The 16,081-nt window shown below is 74.1% G+C and carries 15 protein-coding genes; 5 read left to right on the top strand and 10 right to left on the bottom strand.

What is annotated here, in order from left to right; all coding sequences use genetic code 11:
* Window positions 1–122: 122 nt before the first annotated feature.
* The 7 genes from KUM42_RS15750 to KUM42_RS15720 form a co-directional block, all read right to left on the bottom strand.
* Window positions 123–611 (bottom strand): DUF5994 family protein, encoded by a 489-nt coding sequence (locus KUM42_RS15750; RefSeq protein WP_237493471.1) that lies wholly within the window; start codon window positions 609–611, stop codon window positions 123–125.
* Between the two features lie 339 nt (window positions 612–950).
* Window positions 951–2,840, bottom strand: coding sequence for a translational GTPase TypA (gene typA / locus KUM42_RS15745; protein ID WP_237493470.1), 1,890 nt, complete (start codon window positions 2,838–2,840; stop codon window positions 951–953).
* 201 nt (window positions 2,841–3,041) lie between these two features.
* Window positions 3,042–3,380 (bottom strand): hypothetical protein, encoded by a 339-nt coding sequence (locus tag KUM42_RS15740; protein ID WP_237493469.1) that lies wholly within the window; start codon window positions 3,378–3,380, stop codon window positions 3,042–3,044.
* A gap of 25 nt (window positions 3,381–3,405) precedes the next feature.
* Window positions 3,406–4,719 (bottom strand): DUF4232 domain-containing protein, encoded by a 1,314-nt coding sequence (locus KUM42_RS15735; protein ID WP_237493468.1) that lies wholly within the window; start codon window positions 4,717–4,719, stop codon window positions 3,406–3,408.
* Window positions 4,720–4,761: 42 nt separating this feature from the next.
* Complete coding sequence (locus KUM42_RS15730) at window positions 4,762–5,538, bottom strand: thioredoxin domain-containing protein (RefSeq protein WP_237493467.1); 777 nt, start codon at window positions 5,536–5,538, stop codon at window positions 4,762–4,764.
* Complete coding sequence (locus tag KUM42_RS15725; RefSeq protein ID WP_237493466.1) at window positions 5,528–6,019, bottom strand: MauE/DoxX family redox-associated membrane protein; 492 nt, start codon at window positions 6,017–6,019, stop codon at window positions 5,528–5,530. Before KUM42_RS15725 ends, KUM42_RS15730 begins: the two co-directional genes overlap by 11 nt.
* 172 nt (window positions 6,020–6,191) lie before the next feature.
* Complete coding sequence (locus tag KUM42_RS15720) at window positions 6,192–6,749, bottom strand: YceI family protein (protein WP_237493465.1); 558 nt, start codon at window positions 6,747–6,749, stop codon at window positions 6,192–6,194.
* Between the two features lie 89 nt (window positions 6,750–6,838).
* Here KUM42_RS15720 and KUM42_RS15715 point away from each other — a divergent pair, with 89 nt between their 5' ends.
* On the top strand, window positions 6,839–7,336 hold the full coding sequence (locus KUM42_RS15715) for a MarR family winged helix-turn-helix transcriptional regulator (RefSeq protein WP_237493464.1): 498 nt from the start codon (window positions 6,839–6,841) through the stop codon (window positions 7,334–7,336).
* A 12-nt stretch (window positions 7,337–7,348) separates the two neighbouring features.
* Here KUM42_RS15715 and KUM42_RS15710 read toward each other — a convergent pair whose 3' ends face one another.
* On the bottom strand, window positions 7,349–8,200 hold the full coding sequence (locus tag KUM42_RS15710; RefSeq protein WP_237493463.1) for a patatin-like phospholipase family protein: 852 nt from the start codon (window positions 8,198–8,200) through the stop codon (window positions 7,349–7,351).
* Between the two features lie 25 nt (window positions 8,201–8,225).
* The gene (locus KUM42_RS15705; RefSeq protein ID WP_237493462.1) at window positions 8,226–10,301 is read right to left on the bottom strand and encodes an MMPL family transporter; all 2,076 of its coding nucleotides are present in this window, start codon (window positions 10,299–10,301) and stop codon (window positions 8,226–8,228) included.
* Between the two features lie 65 nt (window positions 10,302–10,366).
* On the opposite strand from KUM42_RS15705, the gene KUM42_RS15700 reads away from it, so the two are divergent.
* The 4 genes from KUM42_RS15700 (at window position 10,367) to KUM42_RS15685 (ending at window position 15,008) form a co-directional block, all read left to right on the top strand.
* Window positions 10,367–10,864, top strand: coding sequence for a MarR family winged helix-turn-helix transcriptional regulator (locus KUM42_RS15700; protein WP_237493461.1), 498 nt, complete (start codon window positions 10,367–10,369; stop codon window positions 10,862–10,864).
* A 58-nt stretch (window positions 10,865–10,922) separates the two neighbouring features.
* Window positions 10,923–11,939 carry a TrkA family potassium uptake protein gene (locus KUM42_RS15695; RefSeq protein WP_237493460.1) on the top strand — a complete coding sequence of 339 codons (1,017 nt, stop codon included), beginning with the start codon at window positions 10,923–10,925 and terminating at the stop codon, window positions 11,937–11,939.
* An 82-nt stretch (window positions 11,940–12,021) separates the two neighbouring features.
* On the top strand, window positions 12,022–13,383 hold the full coding sequence (locus KUM42_RS15690; protein ID WP_237493459.1) for an APC family permease: 1,362 nt from the start codon (window positions 12,022–12,024) through the stop codon (window positions 13,381–13,383).
* Window positions 13,384–13,508: 125 nt separating this feature from the next.
* The gene (locus KUM42_RS15685; protein ID WP_237493458.1) at window positions 13,509–15,008 is read left to right on the top strand and encodes a glycoside hydrolase 100 family protein; all 1,500 of its coding nucleotides are present in this window, start codon (window positions 13,509–13,511) and stop codon (window positions 15,006–15,008) included.
* A gap of 48 nt (window positions 15,009–15,056) precedes the next feature.
* On the opposite strand, the gene KUM42_RS15680 is transcribed toward KUM42_RS15685, so the two are convergent.
* Entirely contained in the window at window positions 15,057–16,058 is a 1,002-nt protein-coding gene (locus KUM42_RS15680) for an aldo/keto reductase family protein (RefSeq protein ID WP_237493457.1), read from the bottom strand.
* Window positions 16,059–16,081 lie beyond the last annotated feature (23 nt).

The raw sequence follows: 16,081 nt of genomic DNA, 5'->3' as shown, positions 1-16,081 counted from the left end.
AGCGCAGCCGCACCGCGCCGTCCACCCGGTTCGCTCCCGGCGTACCCCGTGGCCTGCTGGGACGGCCCTCCTGCAGGGGCCCGCCCCGAGCGTGCGAAGGGTGGGGAGCAAGAGGGCCTCCGTCAGCCGGCGCGGACGCCGGTGATCGGGACGACGACCTCGGGGCGGGACCAGGAGCCGGCCGTGGCGAGCACGCGCTCGGGGCTGTCGGACTCCTCGCGCTGACCCGCGGCCAGGCGCAGGGCGCGCACACCGGTCAGCGCGTCGGCCTGCGGCGGCACCACGAGCAGGTCCAGCCGCCGGTCACCGTCGACGGTGAGCGACACGAGGGCGGGGTCCATGCTGCGGAAGGCGCCGGTGCGCACCGTGCGCCCGGAGACGACGACCTTGCGGTCGATCGGCGCCCAGGCCTGCTCCGGGTAGGTGAACCGCTCGACGCGGACGCCGAGGGTGGCCAGCGCCGCGACCAGCTCCGGCAGCTCGGCGGCCAGGTCGTGGCTGCGCGGCCACCAGGCACCGTCGAAGGCCGCGTCCGACCCGGAGCCCGCCCGCCGGAGGCGCACCCGTACGTCGATGCCGTTCCGGAAACCCGCTGCTCGCTGGATCGTCATCGGTTCCCCGACCACCCTCTCGTGCTCATCCCCCAGGTGCTGCACGGCGCTCGTCCACCGCACGCACCTCTCCCGACGCAACGTAGGTCGGGGCACCGCCGGCCACCGGGCGCCACGAGGAAGCGTCGGCGAGTCGCCGCCCCTGACCGGCCGGTCCTCACCGAACGTGTCCGACTGACAACACTCGCCACACGGGCACCACCGACTTCGGCGGACCTCGTCGGCGCGCCGGAACGACGAACGCCGCCGTCCCCAGGAGGGACGACGGCGTTCGCGGCTCAGGCCCCCTTCAGGGCACCGCCCCGAGCCTGCGAGGGGTGGGGAGAAGGGGGTCCTTCCTCACGGCTTCGGCTTGCGGTTGCGGGTACGCCCGCGGACCGTCTGGTCCAGCTCCACCTTGCGGATCCGGACGGTGCCCGGGGTGACCTCGACGCACTCGTCCTCGGCACAAAACTCCAGCGCCTGCTCGAGGTTGAGGATCTTCGGCGGCACGAGCCGCTCCAGCTCCTCCGAGGTCGCCTTGCGCATGTTGGTGAGCTTCTTCTCCTTGGTGATGTTCACGTCCATGTCGTCCGGACGGGAGTTCTCACCGATGACCATGCCCTCGTAGACCTCGGTGCCGGGCTCGACCATCATCTGGCCGCGCTCCTGCAGGGAGAACATCGAGTAGGTCGTCGCCACACCGCTGCGGTCGGCGACCAGCGAGCCGGTCGGGCGGGCGCGCATGTCGCCCAGCCACGGCTCGTAGCCCTCGAGCGTGTGGTTCAGCACGCCGGTGCCGCGGGTCTCGGTCAGGAACTCGGTGCGGAACCCGATGAGGCCGCGCGAGGGGCAGATGTACTCCATCCGCGCCCAGCCGGTGTCGTGGTGCACCAGGTTCTCCAGCCGCCCGCGACGGCTGGCCAGCGCCTGGGTGAGCGTGCCGACGTACTCGCCGGGGGTGTCGATGGTGACCCGCTCGACCGGCTCGTGCAGCTTGCCGTCGATCTCCTTGGTGACCACGGTCGGGCGGCCGACGGTCAGCTCGAAGTCCTCGCGGCGCAGCTGCTCGACGAGGATGGCCAGCGCCAGCTCGCCGCGCCCCTGCATCTCCCAGGTGTCGGGACGCTCGGTGGGCAGCATGCGCACCGAGACGTTGCCGATCAGCTCCTGGTCGAGCCGGTTCTTGATCAGGCGGGCGGTGACCTTCTTGCCCGACTTGCCCGACAGCGGGCTGGTGTTGATGCCCATGGTGATCGAGATCGACGGCTCGTCGACGGTGATCGCCGGCAGCGGGCGCGGGTCGTTCGGGTCGGCGAGGGTGTCACCGATGCCGATGTCCGGGATGCCGGCGACGGCGACGAGGTCGCCGGGGCCCGCGCTGGCGGCCGGGGTACGGGTGAGGCCCTCGGTGACCAGCAGCTCGGTCAGCTTGACGCGCTCGATGGTGCCGTCGGCCTTGCACCAGGCGACCTGCTGGCCGTTCTTCATCTCACCGGAGTGGATGCGCAGCAGGGCCAGGCGGCCCAGGTACGGCGAGGCGTCGAGGTTGGTGACCTGCGCGCGCAGCGGCTCCTCGGCGTCGTAGACCGGCGGCGGGACGGTGTCCAGCAGCACCTTCACCAGCGGGCTGAGGTCCGGGCTGTCGGGGACGGTGCCGTTCTCCGGCTTGTTCAGCGACGCCTGGCCGGTGCGGCCGTTGCAGTAGACGATCGGGAACTCGAGGGTCTCGGCCGGCAGGCCGGCGTCCTCGAGGAGCTCCATGAACAGCTCGTAGGTCTCGTCGACGACCTCCTCGATGCGGGCGTCGGCGCGGTCGGTCTTGTTGACCGCGAGGATGACCGGCATCCCCTTGGCCAGCGCCTTGCGCAGCACGAAGCGGGTCTGCGGCAGCGGGCCCTCGGAGGCGTCGACGAGCAGGCAGACGCCGTCCACCATCGACAGCGCGCGCTCCACCTCGCCACCGAAGTCGGCGTGACCGGGGGTGTCGACGATGTTCACGATGACGGGGTTGCCGTCCTCGTCGTGCAGGTGGATCGCGGTGTTCTTGGCGAGGATGGTGATCCCGCGCTCGCGCTCGAGCTCACCGGAGTCCATGACCCGGTCCTGGGTCGAGTCGTTGTCGGTGCCCTCGCCCTTCGCGCGGCCCAGGGCACCGGCCTGGCGGAGCAGGGCGTCGACCAGGGTGGTCTTGCCGTGGTCGACGTGCGCGATGATCGCGACGTTTCGCAGGTCGTTGCGAGTGGGCATGCGGAGAGGCACCTCAGGAGTTCAAGTGGGAGTCTGCGCGCTACGGCGCGCGACAGGATCAACGGCGCGGAGCGCCGAGACCTTCCCATGGTAGACGGACGACGGTCCCCGGCGGACCGGCTGTGACCGGTCTGCCACTCCTGGAGGACCTCGGACCCCCTCGTGCCCCGCGAGCTCGGGCCGAGCCCCTGGCCCGGGGCCTCACGACGCAGGCTGGTCCACGACCACCCAGGAGAGCGCCGCGACGGCCACGGTGACCAGGCCGACGGCCAGCCAGGCCGGCCACCCCAGGCCCAGGGCGAGCACGTGCGCGAGGGCGAACGCGGCCAGGTAGGCGACCGCCAGCGCGGCCGCCACGGCCGCACCGCGGCGGGACCACCAGAGCCAGCCGGCGACGAGCCCGCCGGCGGCCAGCACGATCCCGCCGAGCGCCCGGACACCGGTCGCCTGGGCGACGCCGAAGCCGACGGCGAGGCCGATCGCGGCCGGGACGGCGGAGGGCAGCCGGTTGCGGACGCGGGTCAGCGTGGAGGTCGTCATGTCCTCCAGTCTCCCCGCCGGACGGTCACCCGGCCGGTGCCGCCCACGGTGCGATGCCCCACGCTCCGCCGTCGGCGATGTCGAAGGGGGCGGCACCCCCACCGCCGGACACCGCAGCCGACACCAGGGTCGTCGAGGCGTCCAGGGCGACGGTCACCGACTGCGGGGTGTCGAGGTCCGCCCAGCCGCCGTAGCTGCGCCAGCTCAGCAGCGAGACCGCCGTGCCGCCCGGGGCCACCCCGACGCGCTCGGTCCGCGCAGGTCCGCCCTCGGGCGTCTGCCCCTCACCCACCTGCAGCGCGAGCGGGCGCCCGCCCTGCATGAGCACCACGACCGGCACGCCCTCCAGCCAGCACGGTGCCGACCCGGTGTTGGTGGCGACCAGCGCAGCCGCCCGGGCACCCATCGCCGCGTCGAACCCCTCGACCCGGAACGTGAGGTCCTGCTGCGCACAGGGGGCGTCGGCTACGACGGGCGTCGGTGTCGGGGTCGGAGTCGGCTCCGGCACCGGCACGGGGGCGGGCACCGGCGTCGCCGTCGGGGTCGGGGCCGCCGCGGACGGCGGGGCGGGCAGCGGGTCCGCCTCCCGGCGGGCGGCGCTGTCCGCGGCCGGCCGGTGCAGGACCGGGACCAGCACGAGCGCGCCGACCGCCAGGACGGCCGCGGCGCCGGCGACGGCCCCCAGGAGACGGGCGCGCGCCGCGCCCGGCACCGCGAGGAACCGGAGGAGCAGGACACCCAGCCCGACGACCGCCGCGTGGCGGAGGACCTGCGCCGCGTCGAGGTGTCCCAGGTCGCGCACCTGCTCTGCCAGCGTGACGCCGACGGCCACCCCGCTCACCACCAGTGCGCCCGCGTGCCGGGACCGGGACGACGTGCCGCCCTCCCCCACCGCCTGGTCCAGTGCCGCGAGGAGGGGCGCCTCGACCAGCCAGGCCACGAGCCCGACGAGCACCAGACCGTGCGACGTCCCGGTCACCAGGAGCAGGAACAGCGCTGGGACCGTCAGCAGCACGAACAGCGCCGGGCTGAGCGCCGCCGCCAGGAGGGCGTGGGCCACCCCTGGGAGCTGCCGGGGCGGGGCGTCGGCGGCCGCTCGGTCCAGCGACCAGACCACCAGGGCGACGCCGACCAGGGTGAGCAGACCGCCCACGCCGGCCCACCACCACTGCTGGCGCAGTCCCGCGGCGCAGACGCCCTCGGGGTCGACCGCGCACGGGCCGTCGTCCGGGTCGAACCAGTTGGGCACGTACTGCCCTGACGCCAGCGCCGCGACCCCGGTCCAGACGAACCCGAGACCGGCGAGCCATGCGCCCAGGACACGCAGCTGCTGGGTCACGGCCCCGCAGCCTGCCCGACCGGCGCGCTCCGCAGGGGGACGTCAGCTCGCGGCGGCGGCCTGCACGGCGGCGGTGATGCCCTCGGGCGTCAGCTTGCTGTTGTCCAGCTGCGTGCCGTCGACGAAGACCGTCGGGGTGCCGTTCACGCCGTCGGTGCTGGCCTGGTCGGTGGCCGCCTCCACCCAGTCGCCGTAGCGCAGGCCGCGGATGCCGGCCTCGACGTCCGGACCGCTGGCCCCCGCCCGGGCGGCGTAGTCGACGAGCTGGTCGTCGGTGAGCCCGGCGCTGCCCTCGGCCGGCTGGTTCGCGAACAGCAGGTCGTGGAAGGAGCGGTAGGCGTCGGCGCCCGACTCGGCCACCACCGCGGCGGCGTTGAGCGCCCGGGTCGAGTACTCGGTGGTCGAGGCGCGGTCGAGGAAGGCCATGCCGTGGTAGCGCAGCTGCACCGTGCCGGCGTCGACCAGCGAGGCGAACGTGGCTCCGCTGGTCGCCTCCAGCTGGGCGCAGATCGGGCACTGGAAGTCCTCGTAGACGTCCACGGTCACCGGGGCGTCGGCCGAGCCGACGGCGAAGGCGTACCCGTCGGTGGTCCCGGGCGGGCTGGCCGCGGCGGCGGGGGTCGACGTCCGGTGGGTCTGCACCAGGACGACGGCGACCAGCGCCACGACCAGCACGACGGCCGCGGCGACGGCACCGACCACCGTGCGGCGGCGGCGCTCGGCAGCTGCCTGCGCGGCGGCCTCGGCGGCCCGGCGCTCGGCGATCCGCGCCCGGGCGGCAGCCTTCTTCGACTGCGGGGAGGAGGTGTCAGTGGACACGGGCGGGCTCCGTCCGGGAGGGGGTCGGGGTGGTGGGTGAGCCCAGCGCGAACCGGGACGCCGGCCAGCGGGCGAGGGCCAGGGCGACCAGCAACAGCGCGGTGTCCCGGGCGACCTCCGCCGGGTAGGCGGTGTCGGCCGCGGCGACGACGCCACCACCGCCGAAGCAGCCGCAGTCGATCTGCAGCCCGCGCGCCCACGCCGAGACGATGCCGACGAGGAAGACCACCATCAGCGCGGCCGCGGCCAGGGCGGCCGTGCGCACGAAGACGCCGGCCAGCAGGGCCAGCCCGATGGCGATCTCCAGCACCGGCAGCCCGAAGGCGACCGGGCCGACCAGCCCCTCGGGCAGCAGCCGGTAGGCGCGCACGGCGCGCTCGGCGGCGGCCGGGTCGGGCAGCTTGAGCGCACCGGCCACCACCAGGACGACGCCCAGCAGCAGCCGGGCGATGGTCGCGGCCCACGGACGCACGGTGCTCATGCCTGCACTGTCGCCCCGGCGACCCAGGCAGTTCCCGGACGACGACTGGGAGTTGCCTGGGACCCCGGACACGCCGAAGGCCCCGGTGCGGTGAGCACCGGGGCCTTCTGGTCGGCCCCCTTGCCGGGTCCCGTCAGGAGCCTGCGAGTGACGGGGGCAAGGGGGTCCTTCGTCAGGCAGCCCGGAGGACGCCCTCGATCTCGAGCTCGACGGTGATCTTGTCGCCGACGACGACGCCGCCGCCGTCCATGGGCATGTCGATGTCCACGCCGAACTCCTTGCGGGAGATCTCGGTCTTGCCGGAGAAGCCGGCGCGCGTGCCGCCGTAGGCGTCCGGACCGAAGCCGTTGAGCTCCAGGTCCAGGGTGACGGGCTTGGTGATGCCCTTGATCGTCAGGTCGCCCTCGACGATCCACTCGTCGCCCTTGTTGCGGATGCCCGTGGAGCGGAACTCCATCACGGTGTGGTTGCCGGTGTCGAAGAAGTCGGCGGACTTGATGTGCGCGTCGCGCTGCTCCTGCCGGGTGTCGATCGAGTCCATGTCGATGGTGGCGTGGACGGTCGAGGTCGACGGGTCGGCGGCGGTGATGATCTCGCCGGAGAACTCACGGAAGTAGCCGCGGACCTTGCTGACCATCATGTGGCGGACCGAGAAGCCCACGGTGGAGTGGGTGGCGTCGATGTCCCACGTGCCGACGACGTAGCCAGGGATCTGGGTGGTGCTGCTCATGGTGTCCTCCGGGTGGTTGAGCGTTGTACTTGCTGCCTGGTCCGGGAGCGTAGTTGAAGCCTTGACTATTCCGCCAGTACCCTGAGGGGGTGACCTCACAGGTGTCGCCCACCCAGGACGACGGTGTCCCGGCGCAGCCGCGCTGGCTCGACGCCGAGGAGCAGCGCGCCTGGCGGGCGTGGCTGTACAGCACCACGCTGCTGGAGGACCGGCTGGAACGGGACCTCACCCACTCCGCCGGCGTCTCCAGCGCCTACTACGAGATCCTCGTGCAGCTGTCCGAGGCGCCGGAGCGGCGGATGCGGATGAGCCAGCTGGCCGACCGCTGCCTGGCCTCCCGCAGCCGGCTCTCGCACGCAGTGTCCCGGCTGGAGGAGCGCGGCTGGGTCGCGCGCGAGGTGTGCGTCGAGGACGGCCGCGGCCAGCTCGCCGTGCTCACCGACGAGGGCATGAGCGCACTGCAGCAGGCCGCGCCGGTGCACGTGGCCAGCGTGCGCACGCACCTGTTCGACCAGCTCTCCCCCACCCAGGTCGCCGCCATGCGCGACATCGGCGAGACGCTGCTGCGCCACCTCGACCCCCGCTGACGGCGCCGCGGCTCAGTCGGACCAGACCCGGGCGACCCGCTCGAGCTCGGCGGCGCCCTGTGCCCGGCCGGCCCGGGCGGCGGGCGCACGGGCGGCGGGGTCGAGCACGTTCTTCCCGATCGCGGCAAGGCTCGCCCGGTCCGGGGACACCACCACGACCCGGCTCACCAGCCCGGTCACCTGCGCGTCGACGCTGGCCATCGGCCCGGCACCGCGGGGCAGCGGGGCGATGACGACGATCCGGTCGCAGCGGGCGGCGAGGTCGGCGTTGGCCGCCGAGCGCATGCCGCCGTCCATGTACCGGCGCCCGTCGATGGTGACCGGCGGGTAGACGCCGGGAACGGCGCAGCTGGCGCCGACGGCCGCGGCCAGCTCGACGCCGGAGGAGCGGGTGAAGGGGGTGAACTCGCCGCTGTCGGCGTCGACGGCGGTGATCACCAGCGGCCGCTCGGGCCACTCCGGCGACCGCAGCGCGGCCAAGATCGCCGCCCGGCGCTCCGCCTCCGACGGGGTGCGCCCGCTGTCGGCCGCGGTGCGGGCCAGCCGGCCGATCCGCCGCCGGAAGGCCGCGTCGTCCCGGCGGGCGAGCACCATGGCCAGCCCGTAGCGGGCCAGCGTGCCGCGGCCGAGGCGGGCGACCGGCGCGGGCTCGGGTTCGGCCAGCTGGGTGTCGAACAGCTCCTCGACCGGCGTGCCGCTGCGCAGCCCCGCACCCACGACCGACCCGGCCGAGGTGCCCACGACGAGGTCGGCGGTGGACAGGTCGACCCCGGCCTCGGCCAGCCCGGCCAGGACGCCGATCTCCCAGGCGATGCCGGTGATGCCGCCGCCGCCGAGGACCAGGGCCGTGCGCTGCGGGGTCATGCCCCCATCCTGGTCCACACCGCGGTCAGCCCCGCGGAGCCCGCGACAGCCGGGCCGGCCACCACCAGTTCGCCCGCCCGAGCAGCGCGACCAGCGCCGGGGTGAGCACACCGCGCACCACGGTCGCGTCGAGCAGGATGCCCAGCGCCAGCGTCGTGGCGAAGATCTTCACGTCGACCACCGGCACGGTCGACAGCGCGACGAACGCCAGGAACAGGATCAGCGCCGCGGACGTGACCAGCCGGCCGGTGTACGCGATGCCGTGCACCGTCGCCCGCGGGGTGTCCATCCCCTGCTCGTGGCCCTCCCGGATGCGGGACAGGATGAAGACCTCGTAGTCCATCGAGAGGCCGAACAGGAACGAGAAGGCCGCGATCGGCACCCAGAAGGTGAGCGTGCCGGTGGCCGTGGCACCGAACAGCGCACCGGCCAGGTGGCCGTCCTGCCAGATCCACACCGTCATCCCATAGGCGGCGGCGACCGAGACGACGTTGAGCACCAGGGCCTTCACCGGCAGCCAGACCGACCGCAGCGCGCGGGCCAGCAGCACGAAGGTGACGGCCACGATGAGCAGCAGCACCCACCAGGCGTTGCCGTAGATCGCCTCGACGGAGTCCACGTCGCCGGCCGCGGTGCCGCCGACGACGGTGCCGGGCACGGTGGCGGCCGCGGCGCGCACCGCGGCCAGGGCCTCCCGGCCGGCGTCGGTGGAGGGGTCACCGGCCAGGACGACGTCGACCAGCCCGGCGCCCCCGGCCTCCCAGCCGGGCGCCGACGGCGCCAGCACCGCCGCCACCCCGTCGACACCCGACACCGCCTCGACCACCGCCGGGCGGTCGCCGGTGAGCACCTCCACCGGGCGGGCCACCCCCGGGGACACCCCGGCGTCGGCGAGCTGGCGGAACGCCGTCGCGGCGGGGCTGGACCCGGTCGCGGTCGCCGCGACCTCCGGCGACCCGAGCCGGATGCCCAGCACGGGCAGGGCCAGCACCACGAGCACGGCGGTGGCCAGCACCGCGGCGACCACCCGGTGCCGGACGACGACCTCCCCCACCCGCCGCCACGTGCGGCTGGCCGCGGCCGGCGCCGTCTTCCGCGGCCACTCCAGCCGGCGGCCGACGGTGACCAGCAGGACCGGCAGCAGGGTCAGCGCGACCAGCACGCTGACCAGCGGGATGAACAGCCCGCCGAAGCCGACGGTGCGCAGGAACGGCAGCGGCAGGACCACCAGCGACAGCAGCGAGATGGCCACGGTGACCCCGCTGAACACCACCGCCCGGCCGGCGGTGGCCATGGCGGTGCGCACGGCGTCCTCGTCCCCGGCCCCGGCGGCCCGTTCCTCGCGCCAGCGCATGACCACCAGCAGGGAGTAGTCGATGGCCACGCCCAGCCCGATCAGCCCGACCAGGTACTGCACGATGAAGCTGACGTCGGTGACCGTGGTCAGCCCGAGCACCAGCAGGAACGTGGTGGTGATGGCGACGGCGGCCATTAGCAGCGGCAGCAGGGCCAGCAACGAGCCGAACACCAGCGCCAGGACGACGATCGCACCGCCGGCGCCCAGGGCGATCTCGACGATGATCGGCCGCTCCTCGCCCCCGCCCTCGGCCAGCAGCGGCGTCCCGGTGACGACCGGGGCCACCCCCGCGACGGTCACCCCGGACAGCGCGCCCTCGAGCTCGGGCAGTGCGGCGGCGTAGGGCGCCTGCCCGGGCACCGGCGGCGGCCAGACCAGGGCGACCGCCGTCCGGCCGTCGGCACCGACCAGGCCCTCGGCGCCGGGGTCCAGCGGGGTGACGACCCGCCAGCCCGGCCGGGCCAGCCGGCCGTAGGCGGCACCGAGCTCGCCGGCGGCGTCGGCGACCGACGTCCCCTCCGGCAGGGCGACGGTCACCGGCAGCGGGTCGACGGCACCGCCGGTGCCCAGTCGGTCCGCGATGTCGACGTTGGCCTCGTAGGCGGGCTGGCCCGGGGTGCTGAAGTCGAAGCCCAGCCGGCCGACCGTGGTGCCGGCCAGCGCGCCACCGGCCACGGCCAGCACCGCCCACACGGCCACGACGAGCCGGCGGTGCGCCAGCACCCAGTCGGTCAGCCGGACCACGGGCCACTCCTCCGTCAGGGGAGCATCAGGAGACTGATGCTCTGCTGGCAACCTACGGTGTGCCGGTGGTCGGTGCACAGGCGGACCCGGCGCCCGAGCCGCCGGAGTGGGTCCCGCGCGGCCCCGACCACCTGCCCGCCTACGTGCTGGCCCGCGCCGGGACGGCGGTGGACGACCTCTTCGCCCGGCACCTGGGCGCGGTGGGGCTGCGGCCGCACACCTTCGTCGTGCTGGTGCACCTGGTCCGCGCCGGCACCGAGCCGCTGACCTCCGCGGAGCTCGCCCGCCGCCTGCAGATGACACCGCAGAGCATGGGCGCACTGCTGCACGGGCTGGTCGAGGCCGGCTGGGTGGAGCGCGCCGGGGAGGTGCGCCGTGGTCAGCGGGTCGACGTCCGGGTCACCCCGGCCGGCCGGGAGGCCCTGGACTCGGCGACGCCGGCACTGGCCCACCTGAGCCGGCCGGAGACCCTCGGGCTCACCGCGGAGGAGGCCGGGACGCTGCACGGGCTGCTGCAGCGGGTGCTCACCGCCATCGCGGCCGACCCCGGTCCTGGCGCGTGAGCGGCCACCCGACCCGCCGGGTCACTACTGTGCGCCGGGTGACCTGCGAGCCGCCGCCGTGCTGAGCGACGACCACAGCGGCGTCACCCTGCCGCACCGCGAGGAGTCCCCGGCCCGCCAGGTGGGGCGCCGGGTCCTCATCGCCTCGCTGACCCTCATCGCGACCGTCCTCATCGTCTACCTGGACCGCGACGGCTACCGGGACAACAACGGCGGCGAGCTCAGCCTGCTCGACGCCACCTACTACGCGACGGTGAGCCTCTCCACCACCGGCTACGGCGACATCGTCCCGGTCTCGCCCAGCGCCCGGCTGATCAACATCGTGCTGATCACGCCGCTGCGCGTGCTGTTCCTGCTCATCCTCATCGGGACCACCCTGGAGGCGCTCACCGCGCGCTCCCGGGAGGAGTTCCGGGTCCGACGCTGGAGGTCTCGCGTGCGCCAGCACGTCGTCGTGTGCGGTTACGGCACCAAGGGGCGCAGCGCCATCCGTGCCCTGCTCAGCACCGGGACGGACGCCGACCACATCGTCGTCGTCGACCCCGACCCGCGGGCCGTCGACGAGGCGACCGCGGCCGGCCTGACCGCCGTCCTCGGCGACGCCGGACGGCGGGAGGTGCTGCGCCGGACGTCGATCGAGAAGGCCCGCGCGGTGGTCGTGGCCGCCGACCGGGACGACGCCTCGGTGCTGATCACCCTCACCGTGCGCCAGCTCAACCCCACCGTGCCGATCACCGCGACGGTGCGCGAGGAGGAGAACGCCAGCCTGCTGCGGCAGTCCGGCGCCGACACGGTCATCACCTCCTCCGCGACGTCGGGCCGGCTGCTGGGCCTGGCGACCGACTCCCCCGGCGTCGTCTCGGTGGTCGAGGACCTGCTCACCAGCGGCCGCGGCCTGGACCTGCAGGAGCGCGGGGTGACCTCCTCCGAGGTGGGCCTCGGCCCACGGCAGCTGCGCGACGTCGTGCTGTCGGTGGCCCGGGGCGGGCGCACGCTGCGCTTCGACGACCCGGTGATCGGCACCCTGCAGAGCGAGGACGTGCTCGTCGTGGTCAAGGCGCACGGGCGCGCCTGAGGCCCTCCCCGGACGGTCCCGCCCCACCGGGTCGCGCACCACTGGAGTTGCCGGGGAGTCCGTACGGCCGTTGACTCGCCGCGTGAGCGATCAGCACAGCGACACCACAGCCCGGTCCGAGGGCACTGCCCTCAAGCGCGCCATCAGCGGCAAGCTGCTGTACGTCTTCATCCTCGGGGACGTGCTCGGCGCGGGCATCTACGCCCTCGTCGGGGAGATCGCCGGTGAGGTCGGCGGGGCCATCTGGGTGCCGATGCTGGTCGCCCTGCTGCTGGCCCTGCTCACCGCCGCCAGCTACGCCGAGCTGGTCACCAAGTACCCCCGCGCCGGTGGTTCCGCGGTCTTCGCCGAGCGGGCCTTCAAGCGCCCGGTGGTCTCCTTCCTGGTCGGCTACTGCATGCTCGCCGCCGGGGTCGTGAGCGCCGCCGGGCTGGCGCTGGCCTTCGCCGGTGACTACCTCTCGGTCTTCCTCGACGTGCCCGCCGTCCCGGCCGCGATCGTGTTCCTGCTGGTCGTCGCGCTGGTCAACGCCCGCGGCATCAAGGAGTCGATGCGGGCAAACCTGGTGATGACCGTCATCGAGGTCTCCGGGCTGGTGCTGGTGATCGTGCTGGGCGCCATCGTGTTCGGCCGCGGCGACGGGGACGTCGGCCGGGTCGTGCAGTTCCCCGAGGGCGTCTCCGCGGGGTCGGCGGTGCTGGCCGCGGCGATCCTGGCCTACTACTCCTTCGTCGGGTTCGAGACCTCGGCCAACGTCGCCGAGGAGGTCCGCGACGTCAGCCGGGTCTACCCGCGGGCGCTGTTCGGCGCGCTGCTCACCGCCGGCGTGGTCTACGTGGCCATCGGCCTGGTCGCCTCGATCGTGCTGCCCACCGACGAGCTCGCCGGCTCCACCGGCCCGCTGCTGGAGGTCGTGCGGGCCACCGGGCTCGGCGTCCCGGACCAGCTGTTCAGCGCGATCGCGCTCATCGCCGTCGCCAACGGCGCCCTGCTGACGATGATCATGGCCAGCCGGATGGTGTTCGGGCTGGCCGAGCAGCGGCTGCTGCCCCCGGTGCTCGGTGCGGTGCTGCCCGGTCGGCGCACCCCGTGGGTGGCCATCGTCGTGACCACCGTCGTGGCGATGGCGCTGACCCTGATCGGCGACCTCGGGGCGCTGGCCAACATCGTCGTCCTGCTGCTCCTGCTGGTGTTCGTCTCCACCAACCTGTCCGTGCTGGTGCTGCGCCGCGACCGGGTGGAGCACCCCCACTTCACCGCCCCGGCGGTCGTGCCGGTGCTGGCGATCGGGTCGTGCCTGCTGCTGCTGTGGAAGCAGGAGGCCACGACCTGGCTGTGGTCGGCGGTGCTGCTGGCCGTCGGCGTGCTGCTCTACCTGCTGGCCCAGGCCCCGTGGTGGGGCGGCGACCGGACCCGGACGGGCGAGCACGTCACCGCGGGCTGAGACTGGTCTCGTGGAGGTCAACGACCCCCACGTGAACACCTCGTAACAGCACCGGGCTGCACGTCGGTCCCCGCCCCGCCCCGGGTGAGGATGCTGACCACCGGCGAGAGGAAGCGGACCAGCAGATGACGGTCTCCCAGCCCAGCGCGGTCGAGATCGGGCTGATGTCCGGCCGCGCCGGGTACGTGCTCAAGGCCAACGACCGCGGGGCGTTCACCGTGGCCTCGCCGACCCTCTACCCGCACATGTGGAGCTGGGACGCCGGGTTCGTGGCCCTGGGCATCGCCACGGTCTCGGTGCCGCGCGCGCTGGGCGAGCTGCGCAGCCTGCTGTCGGGGCAGTGGGCGACCGGGATGATCCCGCACATCCTGTTCCACTCCCCCAGCGACTACTTCCCCGGTCCGGAGCGCTGGCGCACCCAGGTGGCCGCGGCCCGCCCGGCCGGGGTGCTCACCTCGGGCATCTGCCAGCCGCCGATCCACGTGATCGCGCTGTCCCGGATCCTGCACGACGCCCGGCGCAAGGGCGGGGCGGACCTGGAGCTGGCCGAGGAGTTCGTGCGGGAGACCTTCGACTCCTGGCTGGCCTGGCACTCCTACCTCGCCACCGCGCGCGACCCGTACTCCTACGGCCTGGTGGAGATCCACCACGGCTGGGAGTCCGGCATGGACGACTCCCCGCGCTGGGACGCCGCCTACGCCGCCGTGCACCCCCAGCCGGACATGCCGCCGTTCGTGCGCGCGGACTTGGCCCACGTCGCCGACCCCTCCCAGCGGCCCAGCGACGCCGAGTACGCGAAGTACCTCTGGCTGCTGGAGCAGAAGGTGCGCGCCCGCTACGACGACGCGGTCTACCGCGCGACCGGTGACTTCGTGATGGGCGACGTGCTGGTCTCCGCGCTGCTGGCCGCGGCCAGCGACCTGCTCGCCGACATGGGCGAGGAGCTCGGCATCGGCGGCGGGGCGTCCGGCGGGGTGGAGCAGTCCCGGGCCATCGCCCGCAGGTTCCGCACCGGTGTGCTGCGCTCGGTCAACCCCGAGACCGGGCTGGCGCGCGACCTGGACCTGCGCACCGGCTCCTGGCTGGACGTCGAGAGCGCCGCCGGGTTCGCGCCGCTGATCTGCGGTGGCGACGAGGCGCTCACCCGCCGGCAGCGCGACCTGCTGCTGGGCCCGCGCTGGTGCGGCAACTCCCGGCTGCGCTGGCCGGTCGTGCCCTCGGTCTCCCCGGCCTCGCCGGACTTCCGCCCGCAGACGTACTGGCGGGGGCCGCAGTGGCCGGTGCTCAACTGGTTGATGGCCTGGGCGCTGAACCGCTCCGGCGAGCCCGAGGCGGCCAACCAGCTGCGGCTGGCCGGGCTGTCGCAGCTGGTGGACTGCGACTTCGCCGAGTACTACAACCCGGTCACCGGGGAGAACCTGGGCAGCCGCGACCAGTCCTGGACGGCGGCGATCGCGCTCGACTTCCTCGCCGCCCGGCGCCCGGCGCAGCGCCGTCCGGTGCGCTGGCTGACCAGCGAGCTGCCGCGGATCACCCCGGCCCAGCGCGCCGACCACCTGGCCGGCCGGCGCCCGACCCGCACCCGCGGCCCGGCGACGACCCCGGAGATCCCCCGCACCCCCTGACCCGACGGCGCCGGGGGCCCTCCACGGAGGACCCCCGGCGCGGGTGCGTCAGGGACGCGGGTCGGGGCTCTTGGTCAGCTCCGGGTCGGTGACCGCCACCGGCGCCAGCACCTCGTCGATGCGGGCCTTGACCTCGGCGTCCAGCGTCACACCGGAGGCCTTGACGTTGTCTGTGACCTGCTCGGGCCGACTGGCGCCGATGATCGCCGCCGCCACGTTCTCCTCCTGCAGGACCCACGCGACGGCCAGGGTGGCCATCGACATGCCCAGCTCGTCGGCGATGGGCTTGAGCTCCTGCACGCGGGTGAGGACCTCGTCGTCCATCAGCCGGGCGATCATGTTCGCCCCGCCGCCCTTGGTGTCGGTGGCCCGCGAGCCCGCCGGCGGCTCGGCACCGGGCTGGTACTTGCCGGTGAGCACGCCCTGCGCGATCGGGGAGAACACGATCTGGCTGATGCCGAGCTCGCGGCTGGCCGGGATGACCTCGGCCTCGATGACCCGGTGCAGCGCGGAGTACTGCGGCTGGTTGGACACCAGCGGGATCTTCAGCTCGTCGGCCAGCGCCTTGCCGGCGCGGATCTCGTCGGCACGCCACTCGGAGACGCCGATGTAGAGGGCCTTGCCGCTGCGGACGACGTCGGCGAAGGCGAGCATCGTCTCCTCCAGCGGCGTCTCGTAGTCGTAGCGGTGCGCCTGGTAGAGGTCCAGGTAGTCGGTGCCCAGCCGCGTCAGCGAGGCGTCGATCGACTCCAGGACGTGCTTGCGGGACAGGCCGCGGTCGTTGGCGCCGGGGCCGGTCGGCCAGTAGACCTTGCTGAAGATCTCGATGCCGCTGCGGCGCTCGCCGGCCAGCGCCTGGCCCAGCACCGTCTCGGCGCGGCCCCCGGCGTAGACGTCGGCGGTGTCGAAGGTGGTGATGCCGGCGTCGAGCGCGGCCCGCACGCAGGCGATCGCGGCGTCGGCCTCGACCTGACCGCCGTGGGTGATCCAGTTGCCGTAGGTGATCTCACTGATCTTGAGGCCGCTGTGGCCCAGGTGTCGGAACTCCATGTCCCCTGTCTACCGCTGCTCGG

Source organism: Modestobacter sp. L9-4 (genome assembly GCF_019112525.1).
In the GTDB taxonomy this organism is placed as follows: Bacteria; Actinomycetota; Actinomycetes; order Mycobacteriales; family Geodermatophilaceae; genus Modestobacter.
The sequence above is the reverse complement of the archived record's forward strand: the minus strand, read 5'-3'. Positions and strand labels throughout refer to the sequence as shown.